The sequence below is a fragment of the Nocardia spumae genome, from assembly GCF_020733635.1.
Lineage (GTDB): Bacteria > Actinomycetota > Actinomycetes > Mycobacteriales > Mycobacteriaceae > Nocardia > Nocardia spumae.
Map to the genome: position 1 here is coordinate 2477058 of NZ_JAJFZL010000001.1, position 22649 is coordinate 2499706.

Annotated in this window: 23 protein-coding genes; 15 read left to right on the top strand and 8 right to left on the bottom strand. The window is 68.9% G+C overall.

Annotated elements, in window-relative coordinates:
• Position 1: 1 nt before the first annotated feature.
• The gene (locus LKD76_RS10735; RefSeq protein ID WP_227980882.1) at positions 2-865 is read right to left on the bottom strand and encodes a helix-turn-helix domain-containing protein; all 864 of its coding nucleotides are present in this window, start codon (positions 863-865) and stop codon (positions 2-4) included.
• 181 nt (positions 866-1046) lie between these two features.
• Between LKD76_RS10735 and LKD76_RS10740 the strand changes: the two genes are divergently transcribed.
• The gene (locus LKD76_RS10740) at positions 1047-1811 is read left to right on the top strand and encodes a pirin family protein (protein ID WP_227980883.1); all 765 of its coding nucleotides are present in this window, start codon (positions 1047-1049) and stop codon (positions 1809-1811) included.
• A 12-nt stretch (positions 1812-1823) separates the two neighbouring features.
• On the opposite strand, the gene LKD76_RS10745 is transcribed toward LKD76_RS10740, so the two are convergent.
• Positions 1824-2378: a peroxiredoxin-like family protein gene (locus tag LKD76_RS10745; RefSeq protein ID WP_227980884.1), complete on the bottom strand. Its 555-nt coding sequence runs from the start codon at positions 2376-2378 to the stop codon at positions 1824-1826.
• 74 nt (positions 2379-2452) lie between these two features.
• Here LKD76_RS10745 and LKD76_RS10750 point away from each other — a divergent pair, with 74 nt between their 5' ends.
• The 5 genes from LKD76_RS10750 (at position 2453) to LKD76_RS10770 (ending at position 6998) form a co-directional block, all read left to right on the top strand.
• Positions 2453-3073: a TetR/AcrR family transcriptional regulator gene (locus LKD76_RS10750; protein ID WP_227980885.1), complete on the top strand. Its 621-nt coding sequence runs from the start codon at positions 2453-2455 to the stop codon at positions 3071-3073.
• 301 nt (positions 3074-3374) lie between these two features.
• On the top strand, positions 3375-3824 hold the full coding sequence (locus tag LKD76_RS10755) for a hypothetical protein (RefSeq protein ID WP_227980886.1): 450 nt from the start codon (positions 3375-3377) through the stop codon (positions 3822-3824).
• Between the two features lie 59 nt (positions 3825-3883).
• Positions 3884-4747, top strand: a complete 864-nt coding sequence (map, locus tag LKD76_RS10760; protein WP_227980887.1) for a type I methionyl aminopeptidase — start codon at positions 3884-3886, stop codon at positions 4745-4747.
• A 31-nt stretch (positions 4748-4778) separates the two neighbouring features.
• Entirely contained in the window at positions 4779-6326 is a 1548-nt protein-coding gene (locus LKD76_RS10765; RefSeq protein ID WP_227980888.1) for a cobyric acid synthase, read from the top strand.
• 111 nt (positions 6327-6437) lie between these two features.
• Positions 6438-6998 (top strand): alpha/beta fold hydrolase, encoded by a 561-nt coding sequence (locus LKD76_RS10770; RefSeq protein WP_227980889.1) that lies wholly within the window; start codon positions 6438-6440, stop codon positions 6996-6998.
• Between the two features lie 12 nt (positions 6999-7010).
• Here LKD76_RS10770 and LKD76_RS10775 read toward each other — a convergent pair whose 3' ends face one another.
• A complete protein-coding gene (locus LKD76_RS10775) occupies positions 7011-8033 on the bottom strand; it encodes an alpha/beta hydrolase (protein ID WP_227980890.1) in 1023 nt (340 codons plus the stop codon).
• 151 nt (positions 8034-8184) lie between these two features.
• On the opposite strand from LKD76_RS10775, the gene mqo reads away from it, so the two are divergent.
• Positions 8185-9726, top strand: coding sequence for a malate dehydrogenase (quinone) (gene mqo / locus LKD76_RS10780; protein ID WP_227985193.1), 1542 nt, complete (start codon positions 8185-8187; stop codon positions 9724-9726).
• Between the two features lie 21 nt (positions 9727-9747).
• Positions 9748-10197: a GNAT family N-acetyltransferase gene (locus tag LKD76_RS10785; RefSeq protein WP_227980891.1), complete on the top strand. Its 450-nt coding sequence runs from the start codon at positions 9748-9750 to the stop codon at positions 10195-10197.
• An 82-nt stretch (positions 10198-10279) separates the two neighbouring features.
• Here the strand turns inward: LKD76_RS10785 and LKD76_RS10790 are convergent, their stop codons facing one another.
• Positions 10280-11053, bottom strand: coding sequence for an EI24 domain-containing protein (locus LKD76_RS10790; protein WP_227980892.1), 774 nt, complete (start codon positions 11051-11053; stop codon positions 10280-10282).
• A 289-nt stretch (positions 11054-11342) separates the two neighbouring features.
• On the opposite strand from LKD76_RS10790, the gene LKD76_RS10795 reads away from it, so the two are divergent.
• The 4 genes from LKD76_RS10795 (at position 11343) to LKD76_RS10810 (ending at position 15788) form a co-directional block, all read left to right on the top strand.
• A complete protein-coding gene (locus tag LKD76_RS10795; RefSeq protein ID WP_227985194.1) occupies positions 11343-13262 on the top strand; it encodes a VWA domain-containing protein in 1920 nt (639 codons plus the stop codon).
• Between the two features lie 88 nt (positions 13263-13350).
• A complete protein-coding gene (gene cobO / locus LKD76_RS10800) occupies positions 13351-13965 on the top strand; it encodes a cob(I)yrinic acid a,c-diamide adenosyltransferase (protein ID WP_227980893.1) in 615 nt (204 codons plus the stop codon).
• A gap of 10 nt (positions 13966-13975) precedes the next feature.
• Entirely contained in the window at positions 13976-15391 is a 1416-nt protein-coding gene (locus tag LKD76_RS10805) for a cobyrinic acid a,c-diamide synthase CobB (RefSeq protein ID WP_227985195.1), read from the top strand.
• On the top strand, positions 15375-15788 hold the full coding sequence (locus LKD76_RS10810) for a cobalamin biosynthesis protein (RefSeq protein WP_227980894.1): 414 nt from the start codon (positions 15375-15377) through the stop codon (positions 15786-15788). The genes LKD76_RS10805 and LKD76_RS10810 overlap by 17 nt, the downstream gene beginning before the upstream one ends.
• Before the next feature lie 18 nt (positions 15789-15806).
• Here the strand turns inward: LKD76_RS10810 and LKD76_RS10815 are convergent, their stop codons facing one another.
• The 3 genes from LKD76_RS10815 to LKD76_RS10825 all read right to left on the bottom strand — a co-directional run bounded on the left by LKD76_RS10815 (position 15807) and on the right by LKD76_RS10825 (position 18684).
• The gene (locus LKD76_RS10815) at positions 15807-16298 is read right to left on the bottom strand and encodes a hypothetical protein (protein ID WP_227980895.1); all 492 of its coding nucleotides are present in this window, start codon (positions 16296-16298) and stop codon (positions 15807-15809) included.
• A 116-nt stretch (positions 16299-16414) separates the two neighbouring features.
• Complete coding sequence (locus LKD76_RS10820) at positions 16415-17539, bottom strand: Rv3169 family protein (RefSeq protein WP_227980896.1); 1125 nt, start codon at positions 17537-17539, stop codon at positions 16415-16417.
• A gap of 8 nt (positions 17540-17547) precedes the next feature.
• A complete protein-coding gene (locus tag LKD76_RS10825; protein WP_227980897.1) occupies positions 17548-18684 on the bottom strand; it encodes a phosphotransferase family protein in 1137 nt (378 codons plus the stop codon).
• A 360-nt stretch (positions 18685-19044) separates the two neighbouring features.
• On the opposite strand from LKD76_RS10825, the gene LKD76_RS10830 reads away from it, so the two are divergent.
• Positions 19045-20403, top strand: coding sequence for a DoxX family protein (locus tag LKD76_RS10830; RefSeq protein WP_227980898.1), 1359 nt, complete (start codon positions 19045-19047; stop codon positions 20401-20403).
• A gap of 4 nt (positions 20404-20407) precedes the next feature.
• On the opposite strand, the gene LKD76_RS10835 is transcribed toward LKD76_RS10830, so the two are convergent.
• Positions 20408-21376 (bottom strand): poly(ethylene terephthalate) hydrolase family protein, encoded by a 969-nt coding sequence (locus LKD76_RS10835; protein ID WP_227980899.1) that lies wholly within the window; start codon positions 21374-21376, stop codon positions 20408-20410.
• A 39-nt stretch (positions 21377-21415) separates the two neighbouring features.
• Between LKD76_RS10835 and LKD76_RS10840 the strand changes: the two genes are divergently transcribed.
• Both LKD76_RS10840 and LKD76_RS10845 read left to right on the top strand, forming a co-directional pair.
• Positions 21416-21856 (top strand): PPOX class F420-dependent oxidoreductase, encoded by a 441-nt coding sequence (locus LKD76_RS10840; RefSeq protein ID WP_227980900.1) that lies wholly within the window; start codon positions 21416-21418, stop codon positions 21854-21856.
• Positions 21857-21997: 141 nt separating this feature from the next.
• Positions 21998-22621 (top strand): LGFP repeat-containing protein, encoded by a 624-nt coding sequence (locus LKD76_RS10845; RefSeq protein WP_308188518.1) that lies wholly within the window; start codon positions 21998-22000, stop codon positions 22619-22621.
• The last annotated feature ends 28 nt before the right edge of the window (positions 22622-22649 follow it).

Here is a 22649-nt window from a genome sequence, read left to right on the forward strand (position 1 = left end):
TTCAGCGCAGGCCCTCGGCCACCTCGGTGATCATCTCGGCCGAGTCGCGCGGACTCAACGCCATCGCGCGCAGTTGGTCGAACATCACCCCGAAACGGCGAATCTCGTTGTGGCCCTCGACGATATCGTCACCGGCGATCCCTTCGACGTAGACCAGTTCCGGATCTGCCGGATCCGGGAAGTCGAGCACGACGAACGAGCCCACCATCGCCGGATGCGCGCCGGCGCCGAACGGCAACACCTGCAGGATCACGTTGCGCTTGTCGGTGTCCTCGGTGAGCCGCAGCAACTGCTCGCGCATCACCTCGGGCCCGCCGACGACGCGGCGGATCGCCGCCTCGTCGAGCACCACCCACAGCTCCAGCGGATTTCCGTCGCGGGTCAGTACTTTGCCGCGTTCCACCCGGGCTCGCAGGCGCTGTTCGATCACCGATGTCTCGACCTTCGGCATCGCGGTGTCGAGCACCGCCCACGCGTAGCGCTCGCTCTGCAGCAGTCCGGGAATGAACGAGGTCTGGAACAGTCGTGCCGACAGTGCCTCGGTCTCGAAGTTGATGTAGGCGGCGTAGACCTCCGAGACCGCCGCCTCGAACGGCCGTGACATACCGGGTTTCAGCGCCTCGGTCAGCAGTTGGACCGCATCCGAGCGCTGTGGTTCGCCGATCCCGTACAGATCGAGCATCGCGGTCAGGGTGCGGCGCTGCGGACGCGCCTGCGCGGTCTCGATCCGGTACAGCGTGGTGACGTTGATGCCGGTGCGGGCACTGACGACTTCCTTGCTGACCCCCGCTTGCTCCCGCATCTCCGACAGCAGTGCGGCCAATCGCCGCAGCTGAACCGTCAGCACAGTGCGTTTACCTGCCATCGCGCGCGTTCTCCTCATGAGATTCGTGACGCTCGAGCGCGTTCCGCGGTGATGCGGGAACGGTTGGGCGAGCATACCGCCCTGCTCCGGCCCCGAATCCGGTCGTGCCGGGCATGGGAATATCGGCGGTTGCCGGGCAATTGCAGGAGGGGACAGCGCGGTGGAACGGAGGTCGATCGATATGGCGCCCACAACGGCGGAAGCCGTGCGGATCGTGCGGTCCGAACAGCGGTATCGCTGGCGCAACGAGTGGCTGGACTCGCGGCAGTCGTTTCCCGCGACCGGCAATTTCGACCTCGCCGCCAACGCGCACGGGCTGTTGATGGTGCACAACGAGGACATCGTCGAGGCCGGTGCCGGCTTCGACACCCATCAGCACCGCAATACCGAGATCATCACCTGGGTCCTGGAAGGCACTGTGGTGCACCAGGATTCGCAAGGCCACTCCGGGCTGATCCATCCGGGCCTGGCGCAACGGATGAGCGCCGGCGCCGGAATCCTGCACTCCGAACGCAACGGCGCGCTCCGCCACGAACGCCAGGACCTGCACGTGGTCCAGATGTGGATTCCGCCCGACGAGGACGGCCGCCGGCCGAGCTATCAGGAAGCCGACATTCGCGCCGAACTCGCGCGCAACGAACTCGTCACCGTCGCCTCCGGGCTGGCGCGCCACCGCGCGGAGACCGCGATCACGCTCGGAAACCGTTATGCGGCATTCCATGCGGCGCGGCTGGACCCCGGCCACTCGGTCCGGCTGCCGGAGGCGCCCTCCGGCCACGTGTTCCTCGCGCGTGGCGCGGTGATCGTCGAAGGCGGCGGGTCCGACGGGGAGCTCACCCTCGCCGCGGGTGACGCCTTGCGCACCACCGATGCCGGCGCCCGGCGGATCACGGCAGTCTCGCCCAGCGAGGTCCTGATCTGGGAGATGCACGCCACGTTCGCCTGATCCCGGCGCTGGTCACCGGCGGTGGGCCCGGCCCTGGGACAGCAGTTCGTCCACCGACCACTGATCGTCGGCGTGCGCTCCGTATCGGGCGGCGACCACCGTGCCGTCGGAGGCGATGAGAAAGTCGGCGGGCAGGCCGAGTCGTCCGCCCTCCGGTGTGCCGCGGGGGGCGGGCTGTTCGCCGCGGGCCATCGGGCCGACGGCGGTCGCTATCGACCGGGCGATGCCCGGCCATGCGCGGGGGCTCAGTAGTGCGCGGGGCGCCGACTCCACCCCGAATTCCCGGTACAGCGCCCTGTCCGGGTCCGCGATCAGCTCCAGCGGGATCTCCTCGGCGTACTCGGTCAATTCGCGCGCGCTGGAGTGGAATACCGCGATCGGGCGAATCCCGGCCGCGGTGATCTCGGTATGCCGGGTGATGAAGGTGCGCAGGTGCCGATGGCAGATCGGGCAACCGGCGAAGCGGCGGAATTGCAGATGGGTCAGGCGATGCGGATCCGGTACCGCGACCTCGGCGCCGGTGACGGCGATCAGTGTCCGGTTCGCGACCGTGGTGGGTGCTGTCATGATGACTCCTCGGCGTTTAGGCGTATCTCGTACGCTTACGACAAGTATGCGCGTATCTTGTACGCTGTCAATCCGTGCCCCGTCCTCGTTCGCTGACCACCGCGGATCTGGCGTCGGCCGCGCTGGCCGTGATCGACCGGGCGGGCCTGTCCGCCCTGACCATGCGCGCGGTCGCCACCGAACTCGGGATGGCGACCATGGCGCTGTATCGCTATGTCGCCGACCGCGACACCCTGGAAGCGCTGATCGTCGACCACGTACTGGGTGAAATCGAGGTGACGACCCCGGCCGACGCCGATTGGCGCACGCGCCTGGCCCTGCTGCTCGAGCGGATGCGCGCGGCGGTCTCGGCTCATCCGGCGATGGCGCCGCTGGTGCCGCGGCATCGGCATGCCAGCGCGGCCGCGCTGCGGTGGATGGAGGCGACTCTGGCCGCACTCGCCGAGGGCGGGTTCCGGGGGCGTGACCGCGTGATAGCTCAGCGGACGCTGGTGGCTTTCCTGCTCGGCTTTCTGGAGAACGAGCACTACGGCGCGATCGCGGGCTCCGGAACCGCGGCGATCGCGGCGCTGCCGGCGGCGGACTATCCGCATCTCACCGAGACCGCGGCGCGGGCTCGGGAGATCACGGCCGCGGCGGAATTCGGCGGCGGTCTGGAGATCCTGCTGCGTGGCCTGGAGTCCTCGCGAGGGTGAGCGCAGCGCCGCCGGCCGACGCGCCGACACGGGTTGTGGCTACCGTGACCGAATCGTGAAATGATCACCAGCGCAGTCCTTCTCAGGGCATAGATGCACGTCAGGGCGAATATTCACCGATTCGCCCGGCACTGATCACCGCAGGGTGCCGGCAATGCGGACGCAATGTTGCGTTCTTGCATATGCAAGAGCAGAATCCCATCTACTCTTAGGTCGGACCACCGATCCGACGAGCGAAGTTCGGAGATCAGATGATGGCGGTGCAACCGATGCGGAATCCGGATATCTTCGGAGCGCGGCGATGACCACTTCGATAGCCAGTGCGTTACCCGCGGCCCCGCAATTGCTGTGCGCGTTCCAGGGACGGCGTTTCCAGGACCGGGAGCTGCTGCGGTCCGCGCGAGCGCTGGCCGATCTGCACGCGCGTCGCGCGCAGGTCGCGGATCCGATTCTGCTGGCGGAAATCGACTGCCGTCGTAGCGAACTCATCGACGACATCAACGAGTGGGTCGAAAGCGAACTACCCGGTTATCGCGCGGGTGTCGCGCTGCGGACCGATATCCTCGGCCCGATGGTCGACCGCATGGCCGGTAGCTGGGTCGCCGCCAATCGCGCCATCGACCGCGACGGCGCTCGCAGCGACACCACCCACAAGCACTGGTACCACCTCGCCGAACTGGTCGACGGCTACACCGATCTGGTCAGTGGCGTCGCGAAGTGCGAGGCGCCGGTCGCGCGCAGCGGGCGGTGAGCGCCCCGCACTCCGGCGTCGGGACCGTGGCCGTCCTATGGTGCGGATAGTCTGAATACATGTCTGTGCGCACCCGCAAGCCACTCGTCCCCGGAACGCTCTCGCCCGTCCGCGAGGTGCCGCGCTCGATCGAGCGGCCGGAGTACGCGTGGAAGAAGACCGTCAACGAGGGTCGCGAGCCGTGGGTGCAGACGCCGGAGACCATCGAGAAGATGCGGTTGGCCAGCAAGCTGGCCGCGCAGGCGCTGCAGGAAGCCGGTCGGGCGGTCGAGCCCGGCGTCACCACCGATCATCTCGACGCCATCGTGCACGAGTACCTGTGCGATCACGGCGCCTACCCCTCGACCCTGGGATACAAGGGTTTCCCCAAGTCCTGCTGCACCTCGCTGAACGAGGTGATCTGCCACGGCATTCCGGACTCGACCGTGATCGAGGACGGTGACATCGTCAATATCGACGTCACCGCCTATATCGACGGGGTCCACGGCGACACCAACGCCACCTTCCTGTCCGGAGACGTCGACGAGGAAGCGCGCCTGCTGGTCGAGCGGACCCACGAGGCGACCATGCGGGCCATCAAGGCGGTCCGCCCGGGCCGGGCGCTCAACGTCATCGGCCGCGTGATCGAGTCCTACGCCAACCGCTTCGGCTACGGCGTGGTCCGCGATTTCACCGGCCACGGCGTGGGCCCCACCTTCCACAGCGGCCTGGTCATCCTGCACTACGACCAGCCGGCCATCGAATCGGTGATCGAAACCGGTATGACCTTCACGATCGAGCCGATGATCAACCTCGGCGGCATCGATTACGAGATCTGGGACGACGGCTGGACCGTGGTCACCAAGGACCGCGAATGGACCGCCCAGTTCGAGCACACCCTGGTCGTCACCGAGGAAGGCGCCGAAATCCTCACGCTTCCATGACAACCGTGGCGGCGGCGACGGGAACGCCGAGGTGAAGGGCGCGCTACTGATCGCGGGCACCACCTCCGACGCCGGCAAGAGCGTCGTCGTGGCCGGGATCTGCCGGATGCTGGCCCGGCGCGGGGTACGGGTCGCGCCGTTCAAGGCGCAGAACATGTCCAACAACTCCGTCGTCACCCTCGACGGCGGCGAGATCGGCCGAGCACAGGCACTGCAGGCTCGCGCCTGCGGCCTGGAACCGAGCGTGCGGTTCAACCCCGTGCTGCTCAAGCCCGGCAGCGATCGGCGCTCACAGCTGGTGGTGCGCGGCGTCGCCGTCGATACCGTGGGTGCGCGCGACTATTTCCGGCACCGCTCGCGGTTGCGCGAGGTGGTGGCCGCCGAATTGGCCGCGCTGCGTACCGACTTCGATGTGGTGATCTGCGAGGGCGCGGGTTCACCCGCCGAAATCAATCTGCGGGCCACCGATCTGGCGAATATGGGCCTGGCACGGGCGGCACGGCTGCCGGTGCTGCTGGTCGGCGATATCGACCGCGGTGGAGTGCTGGCCCATCTGTTCGGCACCGTCGCGATTCTGGAACCCGAGGATCAGCAGCTGATTTCGGGGTTCGTCATCAACAAGTTCCGCGGTGACGTCGAACTGCTGCGGCCCGGACTCGATCAGCTCACCGCCCGCACCGCCCGTCCGACACTGGGCGTGCTGCCGTATTCCGACGAGTTGTGGATCGACGCGGAGGATTCCCTCGGAACCGTCGCCGACGCGCCGGTCGGCCGTCCCCGGCCGCCGCTGGGTGCCGAATGGCTGACCGTGGCCGCGATCCGGCTGCCCCGCATCTCCAACTCCACCGATATCGAGGCCCTGGCCTGTGAGCCGGGGGTGTCGGTGCGCTGGGTCAGCGAACCCTCGCGCCTGGCGGGGGCCGACGTCATCGTGCTACCCGGCAGCAAATCGACGGTGTCGGACCTGAACTGGTTGCGCCGCACCGGCATCGCCGCCGCCGTCGCCGCGCACGCCGCGGCCGGGAAACCGCTGCTCGGGATCTGCGGCGGATATCAGATGCTCGCCCATCGGATCGACGACGAGGTGGAATCGTCGGCCGGCGCGGTGGACGGACTGGGACTGCTGGATCTCGAGATCGAATTCGCCGATCCGAAGATCTTGCGCCGCAGCGGCGGCCGAGGTGCGCCCGCCGACGCGGCGGTGGCGGGAGTCCCGGTGTCGGGCTACGAGATTCATCACGGCCGGGTGCGGCGCAGCGGCGATCCGGCATGGGTGGAACTGTCCGGCGAGACCGGCGCCGGCGCCGAGGGCAGCGTACGCGGCTCCGTCCGTGGCACCCATCTGCACGGACTGCTCGAATCGGACGATTTCCGGCGTGCGTGGCTGCGCGACGCCGCGAGCCGGGCCGGCCGCACCGGTTTCGTGGTGGCTCCCGACACCTGTGTCGACGCGGTGCGCGGCGCCCAGCTCGACCTGCTCGCCGACCTGGTCGAACAGCATCTGGACATCGGGGCGCTCGAACGGCTGATCACGATCGGCGCGCCGCCGGACCTGCCCGGCCTCACCGTCGGGTACTGACGGCGCGGCCGCCGCCTACCTCACACCGGATGCGATCGGGTCATCACCGGCCCCTGAACGTGGCCGAAGACATGTCCTGCGCCGCTCCGCCCGCGTGTAGCGTGGATCGGCATGGAAACCCGGCGAATCGCGGTCGGTGACCGCGCCTGGACGGTACGAGTCGGCGGGCCGGAGTCCAGGCATACGGTGCTGTTGCTACCGGACGCCGGGGCTCCGGCCGACGTCTACGACCACGTGTGCGAGCGCCTGCACAACTCCGATCTGCGCACCATCACCCCGGAGACGATCGAGGGCCTGGATCAGGCCGGGGTCTACGCGATCCTCGACGACCTCGGGGTGGCATGGGCCAACCTCGCCGGATACGGCGCCGGTGCCGAGCTGGCGTGGCACTTGGGCGCGCGCGGATTCGGCCGCTTCGTCGGCCTGGTGGTCGCCGGTCGTCCCCATCCGGCCGTCGCGGTGGACGGTGCCGCCGCCGATGCGAGCTGCCCGGCGGTCGAACTGCCCACCACGGTCATCGCGACCGACGATCTGCCGCGCGCCGTCGCCGACGCCTGCGGCCGCCACGTCTACGGCGAATTCCGGGTGACCCAGGTCGACACCGCCGAGGTGCCGGTCAAGGCCGACCACGAATTCGCCACCGAGATCGTGCTGCGTTCCGGCCTGTGGTGACGCCCGCGGCCGTCAGCGGCCGCGGTGATCGCGCAACCAGCCCAGCCAGGCATCGAGTTCGGTGAACGCCTGTGCGCGCACCGGCGGCGCGGACAGGAACACATCGTGGCGCGCACCCTCGATCGGCACGATGTTCGTCCGCCCGCCCAGACATCCCGACCAGCGCTGGATCTGGCGCACGTCGAGTACCACATCCGAGACGTCGGCGGCGGGGCCGTAGCTGCGCATGAACTTGGTCACCTTCGACCGCAGGATCAGCGCCGGAATGCCGATGTCGAGACCGCGATGCAGGCGCGCATGCCCCTGGCGAATCGCGCGCAGCCAGCCCAGATGAACCGGGAATCCACCCAGCGGCTTCCAGTCCAGGTTGTAGTCCCATTCGCCGGAGACGCTGGCGTGCAGGCTGTCGCCGTAGGTACTCAGCTCACCGCCGGGCAGCCGGGTCATGGCCCGCAACCGGCCGACCCCGCCGATGATCGCGGTGCCGACGCTGCGGTAGTAGGCCGGGCCCTGCAGATCGAACCACGGGCTGTTGAGCACCAGACCGGTGAGACCCTGCTCGGCGACCGGTGACTCCAGGTTGCGGCGGTGCAGCCACAGCGGCAGCACCAGACCACCGGTGGAGTGCGCCATCAGCAGCACCGGCAATCCGGTCTCCTCGCGCACGATCTCGACCGCCCGATCCAGTTCGGCGTCGTAGAGGCGTAGATCGCTGACGTAGTGGGCGGTCTGGCCGGGGCGGCGGGATCGGCCGCACTTGCGCAGATCCAGTGCGTAGAAGCGGTAGCCGTGGCCGCTCATGTGCTCGGCCAGATGCTTCTGGAAGAAGTAGTCGGTGAAGCCGTGGACGTACAGCACCGCGCCGGCCGCCGGCTCCGCACTGTCGGATTCGTGGCGGACCAGCGTGGCCGCCACCTCACCTTCACCGTCGGGATCGGGCCCGAGCGGGATGGTCAACTGCCGGTATCCCTCGCCCAGCACATCGGGCTGCCAGGCGTGGGTCGTCGAGGGGGCCAACGGCGTCTCGTTCGTCACAGCTCCACGATATTCGACCCGCTCAGGGGCTTGTCCAGTGCGCCGCGTACCGACTCGTGGTGTGGACGTTTTCGGAAACGGGCATGGTGAGGGGCAGAATCAAGTTGAAGTGAACGGCGGGTAACCTCATTCCCGCCCACAAGTGCCCGCGCTGGACAAGGAAGTCGATCAACCCGTGCCGAACGCTGCGATGACTGAAAAGACCGATGTAGTCCTCATCGGTGCCGGCATCATGAGTGCCACCCTCGGTGCACTGCTTCGTCAGTTGCAGCCCGATTGGTCGATCACCATGTTCGAGCGGCTGGACGCGGCCGCCCCCGAGAGCAGTGACCCGTGGAACAACGCGGGCACCGGCCATTCGGCGCTGTGCGAGCTGAACTACACGCCGCAGCAGGCCGATGGCTCGGTCGACATCACCAAGGCGATCGATATCAACGAGCGTTTTCAGGTGTCGCGCCAGTTCTGGGCCTACGGCGCCGAGAACGGCATCCTCGCCGACCCTTCGGGTTTCATCAACCCGATTCCGCACGTGAGCTTCTGCCACGGTGCCGACGGGGTCGAGTACCTGCGCAAGCGGCACGCGGCGCTGTCTCGCCATCCGCTGTTCGAGGGGATGGAATTCATCGACAGCGCAGCGGAATTCAGCCGGCGGCTGCCGCTCATGGCGAAGGGTCGTGACTTCGCCGAGCCGGTCGCGCTGAACTGGACGCAGACCGGCACCGATATCGACTTCGGCTCGCTCACCAAGCAGCTGCTGGCCTACCTGGGTTCCTCGGGCGTGGAGATCGCCTTCGGCAACGAGGTGCGCAACCTGTCCAAGCAGTCCGACGGCAGCTGGACGGTGAAGGTCCGCAATACCCGCACCCGCGCCGCACGCACCCTGAACGCCAAATTCGTCTTCGTGGGAGCCGGTGGTTACGCGCTGCCGCTGCTGCAGAAGGCCGGGATCAAGGAGATCCAGGGCTTCGGCGGCTTCCCGGTCAGCGGCCAGTTCCTGCGCTGCACCAACTCGGAGCTGATCGGCAAGCACAATGCCAAGGTCTACGGTAAGGCCGCCGTGGGCGCACCGCCGATGTCGGTGCCGCACTTGGACACTCGCGTGATCAACGGTAAGCCGGGCCTGCTGTTCGGCCCCTACGCCGGCTGGACGCCGAAGTTCCTCAAGGACGGCAAACTCAGCGATCTGTTCAAGTCGGTGCGCCCCGGAAACGTCACCCCGATGCTGGGTGTCGGGGTGACCGAATTGGGCCTGGTCAAGTACCTGGTGAGCGAACTGCTGAAGTCTCCGGCGGGCAAGGTCGACACCATGGAGGAGTTCATCCCCCGCGCCGAGGGCAACGATTGGGAGCTCATCACCGCCGGTCAGCGCGTGCAGATCATTCGCCGCAAGGGCGCCGGTGGCGTCCTCGAACTGGGCACCGCCGTGATCACCTCCGGGGACGGCAGTATCGCGGGCCTGCTCGGCGCGTCGCCGGGCGCCTCGACGTGCGTCAGCGCCATGCTCGATGTCATGCAGCGGTGCTTCCCCGACGAATACGCCGACTGGACACCGAAACTCAAGGAAATGGTGCCCTCGCTGGGCGTCAAACTGTCGGAGAATCAGGCGCTGTTCCACGAAGTGTGGGACTGGTCGACCAAGGCGCTGAACCTGGGCGACAACACGCCGATCCCCGCAGGGGTCGCGCACAGCTGAATCATGTGATAGCAAGACGCGATGATGTCAACGGTTGCGCTCAAACGGTCGTGGGCCGCGGATCTGGATACCGCGACGCTGTACAAGCTGTTGAAATTGCGCGTCGAAGTGTTCGTCGTAGAGCAGAAATGCGCCTATCCGGAACTGGACGGGCTCGATCTGCTCGCCGAGACACGGCACTTCTGGCTCGACGACGAGGGTGAGATCATCTGCACCCTGCGCTTGCTCGAGGAGCACGACAACGGGGTGAAGTCGTTCCGGATCGGCCGGCTGTGCACCACGCCGGAGGCCCGCGGGCACGGGTACACCACCCGGGTGCTGCAAGCCGCCATCGCCGAAGCCGGTTCGGCGACAGTGCGTTTGAACGCCCAGACCTATCTGGTCGACCTCTATACCAAGCACGGGTTCAAGCCCGACGGCGAGGAGTACGAAGAGGACGGCATCGCGCACATCCCGATGCGCCGAGGCTGAGCTCGGGCGGACGTCCCCGCCCGGACGAGGTCCGGTCTCGTGGCATTCGGCCGCGAGACCGGCTCGACGACAGGCCGAGATCTCAGTCGCGCGATCGGGAGGCGGCGTCGGCATCGGCCGCGCAGAGTTCGCGCGCGAGCATCGTGGCGCCGGCCACCGCACCCGGCATCAGCACCACCGCGACGAACGGCACGAGAAATGTGGCGGCCAGCGGAATTCCGAAGCCCCACACCAGCAGACGCCGGGACCTCAGCACAGCCAGCTGTTCGCGCAGCTCGATCCCGCGGCGCAGCATGGCGACGGCGGTGAGCTCCTGCGCCAGGAAGAATCCGGCCACGCAGACCCCGAGCACCGGCACGACCGTCTGGCCGACCAGCGGCAGGAATCCGGCGGCGAACAGGATCACTCCCCAGATCGCCGCGCGCACGAGTACGCGCACCCCGTCCCGGATACCGATCCACAGTTCCCGCCACAGTGGCAGCCCCGATTCCGGTACCTGTCCGTCGGCCGAGAGCGAGCGGTCCACCTGTTCGGACAGTGCCTCGTAGAACGGCTGTCCGATCACCAGCGTCACCGCGGTGAAGGTGATCACCGCCAGGAACAGTCCCAGCAGGACCAGCAGCACCGCCAGGCAGCCGCGCAAGGTCGCGGGCCAGGGCGAGGACCAGTCGGACGCGAACGGCGTCGCCCAGGTCACCAGCTCGCCGGCGTAGCGGATCAGCGCCACCAGCACCGCCAGATACAGCACCGTGGCGAGCAGGCCGGGCAGCATGCCCAGCCCGAACTGCCGCCGATGCGTAGCCATCCAGCGCTGTCCCCGCACCAGATATCCGAATCCCCGCGTCAAATCCCGCACGGGCACAGCGTATTCCGTGCGGTCACCCAGGTGCCCGCCGAGCGTCGCGGTGGCAGTGGCGTCGTCCCCGCGCCCGACCAGGCCATCGCGCGGTCCGGGAGCGCGCTGTCGGGCAGGTCCGCGGTGGACGGGTGGCTGCGAGAACGGAATTCCGCCCGCCTACAGTGGGCTCGTGTCCGATTTCCGAGCCGATGCCGCACCGGCCGCCGCCGAGTCCTCCGATCGTGACGCCGACGCGGGATTCCCGTTCTCCGCGGTGGTCGGACAGCAGCAGCTGCAGCTGGCGCTGATGCTGTGCGCCGTGCATCCCGGAATCGGCGGCGTGCTGGTGCGCGGGGAGAAGGGCACCGCGAAGTCGACCGTGGTGCGGGCGCTGGCGCAGCTGCTGCCCCCGGTCTCCGACGAGCGCGGGCAGCGTCCGGCGCGGCTGGTGGAACTGCCGGTGGGCGCCACCGAGGACCGGGTGGTGGGGTCGCTGGATCTGGAACGGGTCCTGCGCGATGGGGAACAGGCGTTCCGGCCCGGTCTGCTGGCCGCGGCCCATCACGGCGTGCTGTATGTCGACGAGGTCAACCTGCTGCACGATCATCTCGTCGACGTGCTGCTCGACGCGGCGGCGATGGGACGGGTGCATGTCGAGCGCGACGGGGTGTCGCATTCGCATCCCGCGCGATTCGTGCTGGTCGGCACGATGAATCCGGAGGAGGGCGAACTGCGGCCGCAGCTGCTGGACCGGTTCGGCCTCACCGTCGATGTCGCCGCCTCCCGGGAGGTGGACATCCGCATGGCGGTGGTGCGCCGCCGTCTGGATTACGAGGCCGATCCGGCGGCCTTCGCCGCTGCCTACGCCGCCGCCGATCGTGACATCGCCGATCGGATCCTCGGTGCCCGCGAACGGCTCGGCGAGGTGGCACTCGACGATATCGAACTGCGCCGGATCGCGGCGCTGTGCGCGGCCTTCGACGTCGACGGTATGCGTGCGGATCTGGTGGTGGCGCGCACCGCGACCGCGCATGCGGCGTGGCGCGGAAGTGATTGTGTGACAGCCGAAGACGTCCGGGTCGCCGCGGAACTGGCCCTGCCGCATCGGCGGCGGCGCGACCCGTTCGACGAACCCGGCATCACCGAGGAGCAGCTCGACGACGCGATGCGCGAGGCCGACCGGGAGGCCGAACAGGCCCGCTCCGACGCGGATCGGCCCGCCCCGCCGGAGGATCGTGAATCCGGTAGTGGCACCGGCGCATCCGAGGGCGAGGACGCTCCGTCCGATACCGGCGGGACGGGTCCGCTCGATCCGGCACCGTCCGGAGATTCCGATCCCGACGGTCCCGACGACGACGGACCCGACGGTTCGCCCGGCGGGGGCGCCCGCGAGCGCGCCGCCGCGGCTCCGGCGGATTCGGCCGCGCGCCCGCCGCACTGGGAGATTCCCGGTGTCGGAGAGGGCGCCCCGGGCCGGCGCTCACGCGCGCACACCCGGCACGGCCGGGTGGTGCGGTCGGTCGCCGACACCTCCACCGGCCTGCATCTGCTCGGCACCCTGTTCGCCGCCGCACCGCACCAGGTCACCCGCGGCCGGACCGAGGGTCCGCTGGCACTCGAACCCGCCGATCTGCGCGGCGCGTATCGCGAAGGGCGGGAAGGGAATCTGGTGGTGTTCGTGGTCGACACCTCCGGTTCGATGGCCGCCCGGGATCGGCTGTCGGCGGTGACCGGCGCGGTCGTGGCCCTGTTGCGGGACGCCTATCAGCGGCGCGACAAGGTCGCGGTGATCACGGTGCGGGGTGCCGAGGCCGAGCTGGTGCTGCCACCGACCTCATCGGTGGATATCGCGGTCCGCCGCCTCGCCGATCTGCGCACCGGCGGCAAAACCCCGCTCGCCCAGGGACTGCTGAAGGCCCGGGAGGTGGTGGCCCGCGAACACCTCCGCGATCCGCGCCGCCGGGCGATGGTCGTCCTGCTCACCGACGGCCGGGCCACCGGTGGCGCCGATCCGATTCCGCGCGCTCGTGCCGCCGCCCGGCTGCTGGCGCGCGATGGCGTGTCCGGTGTGGTGGTGGACTGCGAGCGGGGCATGGTCCGGCTCGGCCTGGCCGCCGAATTCGCCCGTGAACTGCGCGCCACCTGTCTGCGCCTGGCCGAGCTGACCGGCGAGTCGGTGGCCGCCGCGGTGAAGTCGGGGCTGCCGCACGGGCGGCTGGCGGCCTGATCCCGTGTCCCGGCGCGGGGTTCGGCGTGCCGGAGATCGCCGGTGTGGAAATGTGATGCCGTAGTGGCTGGAGAAGGAGAGTGCAGCGATGCCCAAGGGCGTGCCGGAGACCATCCCCGACGACGGGCTGACCACTCGGCAGCGGCGCAATCAGCCGGTGCTGGCGGTACACACCGGCCCCGGCAAGGGTAAATCGACGGCGGCCTTCGGCATGGCGTTGCGGGCCTGGAATCAGGGCTTCGATATCGCGGTGTTCCAGTTCGTGAAGAGTGCGAAATGGAAGGTGGGCGAGGAGGCCGCGTTCCGCACGCTGGGCCGGTTGCACGCCGAAACAGGTTCCGGCGGTCCCGTCGAATGGCACAAGATGGGCGAGGGCTGGTCGTGGACCCGCAAACAGGGCAGCGAGGACGATCATGCCGCCGCGGCGCTGGCGGGCTGGCAGGAGATCGCCCGCCGGATCGCCGCCGAACAGCATCGTTTCTACGTCCTGGACGAATTCACCTATCCGCTGAAGTGGGGCTGGGTCGATGTCGACGACGTGGTGGAGACTCTGGTGACCCGGCCGGGTAACCAGCATGTGGTGATCACCGGGCGCGACGCGCCGCAGGCGCTGCTCGACGCCGCGGATCTGGTCACCGAGATGACCAAGGTGAAACACCCGATGGATGCCGGGCGCAAGGGGCAGCGGGGAATCGAATGGTGACCGCGTGCCCGTGAACACGCCGGCCGTGGTGATCGCGGCCCCCGCCTCCGGAAGCGGAAAGACCACTCTGGCCACCGGTTTGATCGGAGCCCTGCGCCGGGCGGGCCATCGGGTCGCGCCGTTCAAGGTGGGGCCGGACTACATCGATCCCGGCTATCACGGCCTCGCCGCCGACCGGCCCGGACGCAATCTGGATCCGGTGCTGGTCGGGGCCGAGCGCGTGGTGCCGCTGTACCGGCACGGCAGCGCGGGGTGTGATCTGTCGGTGGTCGAAGGTGTGATGGGCCTGTTCGACGGTCGCATCGATGCGGAGAATCCGGCCCCGATCGCCGAGGGATCCACCGCGCAGGTCGCCGCGCTGCTGGGTGCGCCGGTGCTGCTGGTGGTCGACGCGCGCGGGCACAGTCAGAGCCTGGCGGCGCTGCTGCACGGATTCGCCACCTTCGACAGCGGGATTCGGCTCGGCGGCGTCATCCTCAACCGGGTCGGCAGCCCCCGTCACGAACAGGTGCTACGCGGTGCCTGTGCGCGCGTCGGCCTGCCGGTGCTCGGCGCTCTGCCGCGCATGGACGAATTATCCGTTCCGGCACGGCATCTCGGCCTGGTGCCCGCCGTCGAACACGGCACCGCGGCCCACCGTGCGGTCGAGGCCATGACCGAACTCGTCGGCGCGCACATCGATCTGGACGCGGTGGCCCGGCTGGCCGCGGTGCGGATCGACGGTCCGGCCTGGGATCCGGTCGCCGAACTCGCCGCCACCGCACCGGAGCGGGCGATCGTTTCCCGGCCGGTGGTCGCCGTCGCGGGCGGGCCCGCCTTCACCTTCGGATACGCCGAACATCGCGAACTGCTCACCGCGGCCGGTGCCCGGGTGGCGGTGTTCGATCCGCTGCACGAACAGTTGCCCTCGGGCACAACGGGTGTGGTGTTACCGGGCGGATTTCCCGAGGAACACGCCGCCGACCTGGCCGCCAACGCGCCGCTGCTGAGCGCGGTGGCCGATGCCGCCGAGCGCGGGATGCCGATCCACGCCGAATGCGCCGGGTTGCTGTATCTGACTCGCACGCTGGACGGGCACCGGATGGCCGGTGTGCTCGACGCGACCGCGGAATTCGGTCCCCGCCTGACTCTCGGCTACCGGGATGCGGTCGCCCTGTCGGATTCGGCGCTGTGGCGGGCCGGGGAACGTGTGCGCGGCCACGAATTCCACCGCACCCGGCTGGTGGACGCGGGAACCAGCGATCCGGCCTGGGGCTGGCGCAGCGAGGCGCCGGTCCGCGAAGGTGCCTTGCGTCGTCGGGTGCACGCCTCCTACCTGCACACCCATCCGGCCGGTAACCCCACGGCGATAGCACGTTTCGTCGATGCGTGCGCGCGGTTCGGCGCGGCGCGTCCGGCGGGTGATTCGCATGCGCCGGCCCGCTAGACGCGGTATTCCCGGCAGGTACGGTATCGGAGCCCCGGTCGTGGTCGGCGTCGGGGCACGACCCGATCCGGACGGTGATGCGATCGTGGCCGCCGTTCGGACGGTCCTGGGGGACAGTCCGATTCGTGGCCTGGCCACGATCGATCGACGCGCCGGTGCGGCGGGTATGGTCGCGGCGGCGGCCGTCCTGGGCGTGCCGGTATTCGGATTCGATGCCACCGAACTCGCCCGGATCGAGGTCCCCAATCCGGCCGCCCGCACGGCGACGAGCGTCGGCACCGGCAGCGTCGCCGAGGCCGCCGCACTCCTGGCATGCCGTCGCTGGTGCGAACGGCCCCGGCTGCTGGTACCCAAATCGGCGTTCGGCGCGATCACCGTCGCCGTCGCCTGCTGCTGACGCCGCCCCGGCGACGACCTATGGGCAGATACCGATCGGGGCCGCCGTCATGACCCGGGTGAATCCGGCGACCGGGGAGAGCTCGGGAAGTCCGTCGTAGAACACCGCGCTGACGATGTGCTGTCCGGCCCGATCGGGCATCCAGCCGATACTGGCCACCCCGTCGACCACGGGCGCGGTGCCGACGATATTGCCGCTGATCCCGTCGAGGTGACTGAAGAAATCGACGGTTCCGTGCGTCACCGGGCTGCCGTCGGGGTTGTGCACCGTCGCGACCGCGTTCTGCGAGCAGCCGACGAGGGCGGCGCTGATCGGGCTCAGTGCCGAACCCGCCATCGACACGGTCATGATCGGGACGGTGGTGGCCTCGGCGGCGGGTGCCGCGGCCATCGGTAGTGCGGTACCGATCAGCGCCGCGGCCGCCAGGACGAATCCGGCGGCGGTGCGCGAACGCGCCGTCCGATCGGAGGAAACCCCGGCGGTATCGCGCGAAACACGGAATCCGCTCATCGTGCCTGCCTCTCGCTGTCGGAGCCGGGCCGACGGCCCGGCGTCGATCCGTCGCAGGCTACCCGAGACTCGGCTCACATCGGCCACGGCGCGCGGAACGGCCGGCGGGCCCCCGGTCACGGTGCGACCGAGGTCCAATCGGCGAAGCCGGTGGGGTCGTGGCGGCCCAGACTGGCGTGCTCGAACAACCCCCAGCCCTCGGCGTCGCCGCAGCGGGCCTGACCGACATGGTCGATCACACCCCACGGAATGCGCCCGGCCACCGCCGGATCGGTGAGGTCGTAGGTACTGGTCGAGGACCAGTCGCGGCCCTTCCACTGACCGTGCAGCCAATCGGGATCGCCACCGTATCCGCAGCCGATGTGCAGCGGAACGCAGGTGTGGGTGCGGATCTCCACCGTCAGCGGCGAGCCGTCCCCGGCTGTCATGTCGAGACGGGCCGAGACCGGAATGCGGGTGCCGGACCGGTAGTCGATGTGGATCCGCGGCCAGCCCAGCTGCTCGACCCGGCCGTCGGGCCATACCCGCACCGCGTCGTTGAGGGTGCGGAAGCCGTCCGGATTCTCCTGCACGATCACCACGATCGCGAAGTCGTCGAAGCGCAGCGGAACGTACAGCCACCAGAAGCCGCCGGCGGGCTCGCTCGCATCCCGCCCCGCCGGTTCGGTTTCGCCGACCGGGCGGATACCCCACGACCGGTCCCGGGTGCCGAGCCAGACATCCGGATCGACCGCGATATCGGTGCCGTCGACACAGACTGTGCCCGACCAGGTTCCGACCTGTGCGAAACGCGAAGCGTCGATGATCGGCCGGCTGCCGGTGTGGATCAGATGCGGCTGTTCCTGGACCGCCGGGAACGAGCCTTCCCAGGTGAGGTCGAGACTCAGATCGTCGTGTTCGCAGACGACCCGCACCCGCCGCAGCGGTTCCACCACCTCGATGCGGTATCCGCCCACGCTCAGATTCAGATCGCGCGCGCCGAGCGCATCGGAGAAGCGGACGGTGCGCTGGGTGTCGCCGCGGCGCAGCGCGGCGTAGGCGTCGACCACACCGAGATTCGGATACACACCGAAGCCGGTGACCAGCATCGTGCCGCCGCTGCGGTCGTGGGCGTTGAAGTAGCTGCGGTCGTAGAAGTTGCGGTCGGTGGTCGCCGCGCGGGCCAGCGACAGCGGTGTCTGATGGACCGGGTACTCGTCGAGGGGTACCGGCGCGTGGTGCGCCGGACGTCCGTCTGTCATCTATCTCCTCAATCCCATTGATAGGTGCCGTCGAGCAGGGCTTCCAGCGCCGCTCGGTGCATCACGTAGTCGTCGCGGTCGTCGGTGTCGGTGTCCTCGCCGAAGTGGATCATCCGGCGCTTGATGCGTGCCATCACGATGCCGTGGCGCAGCGCGGCGTAGACCAGATACCAGTCCAGATCGCGAAGCCGATATCCGGTGCGCTGCTCGTAGAGGGCGACCACGTCGTCGCGGCGCAGATAGTCCGGCAGACCGGGTTGATCGAAGCGGGTCGCGATGTCCTGGAAGAAGCGGTGGATGAAGATCAGCCACGCGACGTCGAGTTCGCGCGGGCCGAGAGTGGCCATCTCCCAGTCCAGTACCGCGACCGGGTCGAACTCGTCGAAGATGATGTTGCCGGGCCGGGCATCACCCCAGTTCAGCACGTCGGTACCGGGATCGGCCGGCCAATGCTGCTCGAGCCAGTCGAAGCCGCGCTCCAGCAGCGGAATTCGATAGCCGTCGTCGGCGAGCGCCCATCGATACCACTCCCGCTGCGCCTCGAAGTGGCGGCGCAGCGACGAGTCCGGGCCGGCGAGGGCCGGGAATTTCGCCGCCGGATCGGCGATGTCGTGTACTGCGGCGATGACATCGACGGTGCCGCGGGTGATGCGCATCCGCTGCTCGGCGGTGGCGTCGAACAGCCAGCCCACGAAGACGTAGGGGGGATTGTCCTCGGGAATGCGGCCCGTGATCCGCTCCATCACGAAAAACGGTGTGCCGAGTACGGATTCGTCGGGCTCGCGCCAGCACAGCCGCGGCACCGGCACATCGGAGTGCTTGGCGACACCGGCCATCACGGCGTACTGGGTATCCAGATCGTAGGTTTCGAAGACCGGGAACGAATCGTCCTCGGGCGCCATCCGCGCCACGTACGAGCCACCCTCGGCGCGGCCGTCGCGCTCCCAGTTCGCATCGAACATCACCGACGAACTCGACATCCCGCCGGCCTGGGGCCGCGACAGGCCGGACACGACCGGCACGGCGCTGCCGTCGACGCGTTCGGTCAGCCATCCGGTGAGCCGCTCGGCGAGCTCGTCGAGATCGCGGGCGCTGGTCGTCAGTTGTCGGCGCTGCCCCGGATCGGATTCGGATTCGGTCGCCATGTCGGACCTCCTGCTGGATGAAAGTTTTTGTGCGCCAATTCATTACGCGGCCGGGCGCAGGGGTGGACGCGGCGCCGGAGGCGTATGGGATGAAATGTAACGCGTTCTAGTACGGCGCGGAACGAAATCAGGCCCGAAACTTCCGCCGTTCCGTTCAGCGGGACCCGGTTTGCCCAGGGTGCGCCGGATATCCTCGCGCACCGTCGTGGTGGCACGTACGCCTCGAGGTGGAGTCCGGAATAGGGGTCGGGCCCTGAGGACTTCCGCCGCTCTCGCTCGTAGGGTTCGGACAGGATCCACGCGCGACCACGAGGGGACCGGCACCGCCGGGCGCGGGGAGCGGAGAGGAGCCGGAGAGCAGTGAGTGTCATCGTCGAGCAGGCCGACCCCGTGCCGGCGGCGGCGGAGCCGGAGGAGCCTGCCCGGCCGGGCTGGAATCCGCTCACCCGCATCGCATTCCGTTTCACCTTCCTCTATCTCGGACTGTTCTGCCTGAGCTATCCGCAGGTCGTCTTCGCTTTCACCGGCTGGTTCGGTTCCTGGCTCGACTCCGACGCGGTGCTGTGGCAGGGACGGCTGTTGCGTCCGGTGCTGGAATGGACCGGACGCACGGTCTTCGGCGTGCGTCCGGTGCTCAGCCCCAACGGCAGCGGCGATCAGACCATCCTGTGGGTGCTGGTGTTCTGCGTCCTGGTCGTGGCCGTCGCGGGCACACTGGTCTGGTCGGTGCTCGATCGCCGCCGCCGCGACTATCGGCGGCTCGCGGGATGGTTTCTGATCTTTCTGCGGCTGTGCCTGGGCGCACAGATGCTGAACTACGGATTCGCGAAGGTCATCCCCACCCAGATGCCCGAACCGGCACTGTCGACGCTGCTGACGCCGTTCGGCGATCTGACCCCGATGGCGGTGCTGTGGAGCCAGGTCGGGATGAGCCCGGCCTACGAGATACTTCTCGGCGCCGCGGAGGTACTCGCCGGGGTGCTGCTGTTCGTTCCGCGCACCGCGACGGTGGGCGCGATGCTGGCCCTGGTCAGCATGGCGCAAGTCTTCGTGCTGAACATGACCTTCGACGTGCCGGTCAAGATCCTGTCCGGACATCTGCTGCTGATATCGCTGGTGCTGCTGGCTCCGCAGGCCCGGCGGCTGGCCGATGTGCTGGTGCTCGATCGTCCGGTCGGGCGCTCGACGGCGCCCTACCCGTTCCGGACTCCGCGGTCGCGGCTGATCGCGGCGCTGGTACAGGCCGGGATCGGCATCTGGGTGGGGGTCGCGCTCGTCCACGTCGGGACACAGCTGTGGGATCGCGGCCCCGGTCGTCCCGAACCGCCGCTGTACGGCATCTGGAAGGTCGAGGAATTCACCCGGGACGGGCAACCGGTACCGCCGCTGTCGACCGATACCGCACGCTGGCAGCGCATCGTCTTCGACTATCCGGGCGTCATGCACTACCAGCGCGTCGACGGGACCCTGGTCCGGACCGGCGCACAGGTCGATACCGGGACACGGCACCTGGCGCTGGTCGCACCGCCGCGCCGGCCCGGGGCGGCCCCGGCGCCACTGGGCGACTTCCACTACGACCAGCAGGGACCCGACGTACTGCGGTTCACCGGCGAGCTGGAGGGCCGCCCCGTGACGCTGACCCTGCACCGCCAGGATCCGGATGCCTTGCCGCAGCGCAGCCACGGCTTCCGCTGGATCCAGGACGCCCCCGGCTACTGACGGTTCACGCCGCGTTGGCGCCGATCTGATTGCCCCAGTGCGGATTCGGTGCGTAGAACTCGCCCGTGCCTGGTTCGAACGCGGCCACCGCCTCGGCGCATCGCCACAGCCGCGCCACCAGCCACGCCGTCGGATATCCGAGATAGCCGTAGACCCCGGTGGTGCACGGACGCGATGCCCGCACGCAGTCGGGCTGACCCTGCACATCGTTGTGATTGGCGGCGATCAGAGTGCCCCACGCCTTGGTCACCGTGGCGGGGGTCGCCCGGTAGTAGTCCTGATTCGACTGCAACCCGGGTAGTGACCACAACGGTTGCGAGGGAGAGATCAGCGCATCGTCGGAGCCGTTGACGAAGAACACCGAGCCCGCGCTGAGGTGGTGAGTATCGGTGCAGCTCAACCTGTTCGAACACACCGCCTGGGTGGGCAGTTCGATCGGCACGGCGGTGCGGATCGCGCCGCCCGCGCCGATCATGGCGTTGAGGACGCCGGTGGCGCCCTGGGAATGGCCCACCGCGCCGATCGCCGCGGTGTCGAGCCGATCGTGGAAGATACTGGCGGGATCGGCGGCGCGATCGACGAGATAGCGTGCGGCCCCGGCGATATCGACGCCGGAACCGGTGTTGCGGTTCTCGGTCGCGATCACCACGAAACCCCAGGACGCGAGATGCCGCAGCAGATACGCGTACTGCCGGGGCTCCGCGGCCGTGCCGTTGCCCCAGGTGACGATCGGATGACGCACATCGCGATCACGCAGATTCGCCGGATACCAGACGTCGTAGGCGGCGCCGGTGCTGTCGCAGCAGCCGAAGCGATAGTGTTCGCCGACCGGCCACGGGCCGGGTTCCAGATAGCGGGCCTCGACCGACCCGGCGGCCCGATACGGATCGGCGGCCACCGCGGTCGCCGCCACCGCACCCGCCACGACAACCGTCACCAATACGGTCAGCACCTGCAGCACCGCTCGTCGCATGGTCGCAGCATAGATCCGCGATATCCGGCCGGGTCGGGAATGACCACCGGCTCCGGCGGGTTCGCCATAGAGGTGAGCATCGAACTCTCGGCGGAATTGAAGAAGATCCTCGACACCACAAAGGTTTTCGCCACCTTGGCGACGATCGGCCGCGACGGGCAGCCGCATCTGACCGTCATCTGGCTCGATCGGGACGGCGACGAGCTGGTGTATTCCACCACCGTGGCGCGTGCGCAGTACAAGAATGTGGTGCGCGATCCACGAGTGACAGTCATGATCAATCCGCCCGACGCCCCGTACCTGTATGCCGAGATCCGCGGCACCGCGACCATCACCCCCGATCCGGAGCGGGCCATGCCCGATCGGCTGTCGGCGAAGTACACCGGTCAGCCGTACGCCGAATTCAATCCCGCCTCCGTGGACGACGCCGAGCGAGTGATCGTCCGCGTGACTCCGCAGCGGATCAACGGGCGCCTGTAATTCGCCGCGGAATCGGTTTCCGATTCTGTGAGATCGATCTCGACTGTGATACGGCGGTCGTTGCGGACCCGGTGTACTCCCTGCAGGATGGCGGAAGCAGCGGCTTCCGTCGCACCAACTTCGCAGGTAGAGGGAGTTCTCTTGGCTTCGTCAGGTCGTACGCAGGGTAGAACCGGAACCGGGCACAGGACCGGGATCCGACGGGCCGCCGCCCGTACCGCCGCCGCCGGCGCCGCGGCGCTGGCACTACTCACCGGAACCGGGATCGGGGTCGCCACCGCGCGTCCGGTCGGCGCCTTCGATGTCGGCGGCGCGATCGAGCAGGAATACGACCGGGCCGGTGGCACCGCCGCCTTCGGCAATCCCACCGGCCCGGAATCCGATGCCCGCGGCGGCAAGTTCCAGGTGTTCGAACGCGGCTGCTCGATCTACTGGTCCCTGGGCACCGACGCGCACGCGATCTGCGGCCTGATCCGCGACAAGTGGGGTGCGATGGGCTGGGAGAACAGCCCGCTGGGCTTCCCGCTGACCGACGAGGCCGCCGCAGGCAGGGACGGCAGCGCTCGATTCACCCAGTTCCCCGGCGGAGTCGTCTACTGGTCGGCGAATACCGGCGCCCATCCGGTCTGGGGTTCGATTCTCGGCATCTGGCAGGGCAACCAGGCCGACCGCGGCCGCTACGGCCTGCCGACCAGCGACGAATACGACTACAACGGCGGCAAGGCCCAGGATTTCCAGGGCGGCCGGATCACCTGGAAGCCCTGATCCGGCCCGTCCGCGGGCGCCGCGGCGG

Bases quoted from the DNA above. Each gene is read 5' to 3' on its own strand.
- LKD76_RS10735 (WP_227980882.1), bottom strand. From the start codon at position 865: ATGGCAGGTAAACGCACTGTGCTGACGGTTCAGCTGCGGCGATTGGCC.
- LKD76_RS10740 (WP_227980883.1), top strand. From the start codon at position 1,047: ATGGCGCCCACAACGGCGGAAGCCGTGCGGATCGTGCGGTCCGAACAG.
- LKD76_RS10745 (WP_227980884.1), bottom strand. From the start codon at position 2,378: ATGACAGCACCCACCACGGTCGCGAACCGGACACTGATCGCCGTCACC.
- LKD76_RS10755 (WP_227980886.1), top strand. From the start codon at position 3,375: ATGACCACTTCGATAGCCAGTGCGTTACCCGCGGCCCCGCAATTGCTG.
- map (WP_227980887.1), top strand. From the start codon at position 3,884: ATGTCTGTGCGCACCCGCAAGCCACTCGTCCCCGGAACGCTCTCGCCC.
- LKD76_RS10770 (WP_227980889.1), top strand. From the start codon at position 6,438: ATGGAAACCCGGCGAATCGCGGTCGGTGACCGCGCCTGGACGGTACGA.
- LKD76_RS10785 (WP_227980891.1), top strand. From the start codon at position 9,748: ATGATGTCAACGGTTGCGCTCAAACGGTCGTGGGCCGCGGATCTGGAT.
- LKD76_RS10795 (WP_227985194.1), top strand. From the start codon at position 11,343: ATGCTGTGCGCCGTGCATCCCGGAATCGGCGGCGTGCTGGTGCGCGGG.
- cobO (WP_227980893.1), top strand. From the start codon at position 13,351: ATGCCCAAGGGCGTGCCGGAGACCATCCCCGACGACGGGCTGACCACT.
- LKD76_RS10810 (WP_227980894.1), top strand. From the start codon at position 15,375: ATGCGCCGGCCCGCTAGACGCGGTATTCCCGGCAGGTACGGTATCGGA.
- LKD76_RS10815 (WP_227980895.1), bottom strand. From the start codon at position 16,298: ATGAGCGGATTCCGTGTTTCGCGCGATACCGCCGGGGTTTCCTCCGAT.
- LKD76_RS10820 (WP_227980896.1), bottom strand. From the start codon at position 17,539: ATGACAGACGGACGTCCGGCGCACCACGCGCCGGTACCCCTCGACGAG.
- LKD76_RS10825 (WP_227980897.1), bottom strand. From the start codon at position 18,684: ATGGCGACCGAATCCGAATCCGATCCGGGGCAGCGCCGACAACTGACG.
- LKD76_RS10835 (WP_227980899.1), bottom strand. From the start codon at position 21,376: ATGCGACGAGCGGTGCTGCAGGTGCTGACCGTATTGGTGACGGTTGTC.
- LKD76_RS10840 (WP_227980900.1), top strand. From the start codon at position 21,416: ATGACCACCGGCTCCGGCGGGTTCGCCATAGAGGTGAGCATCGAACTC.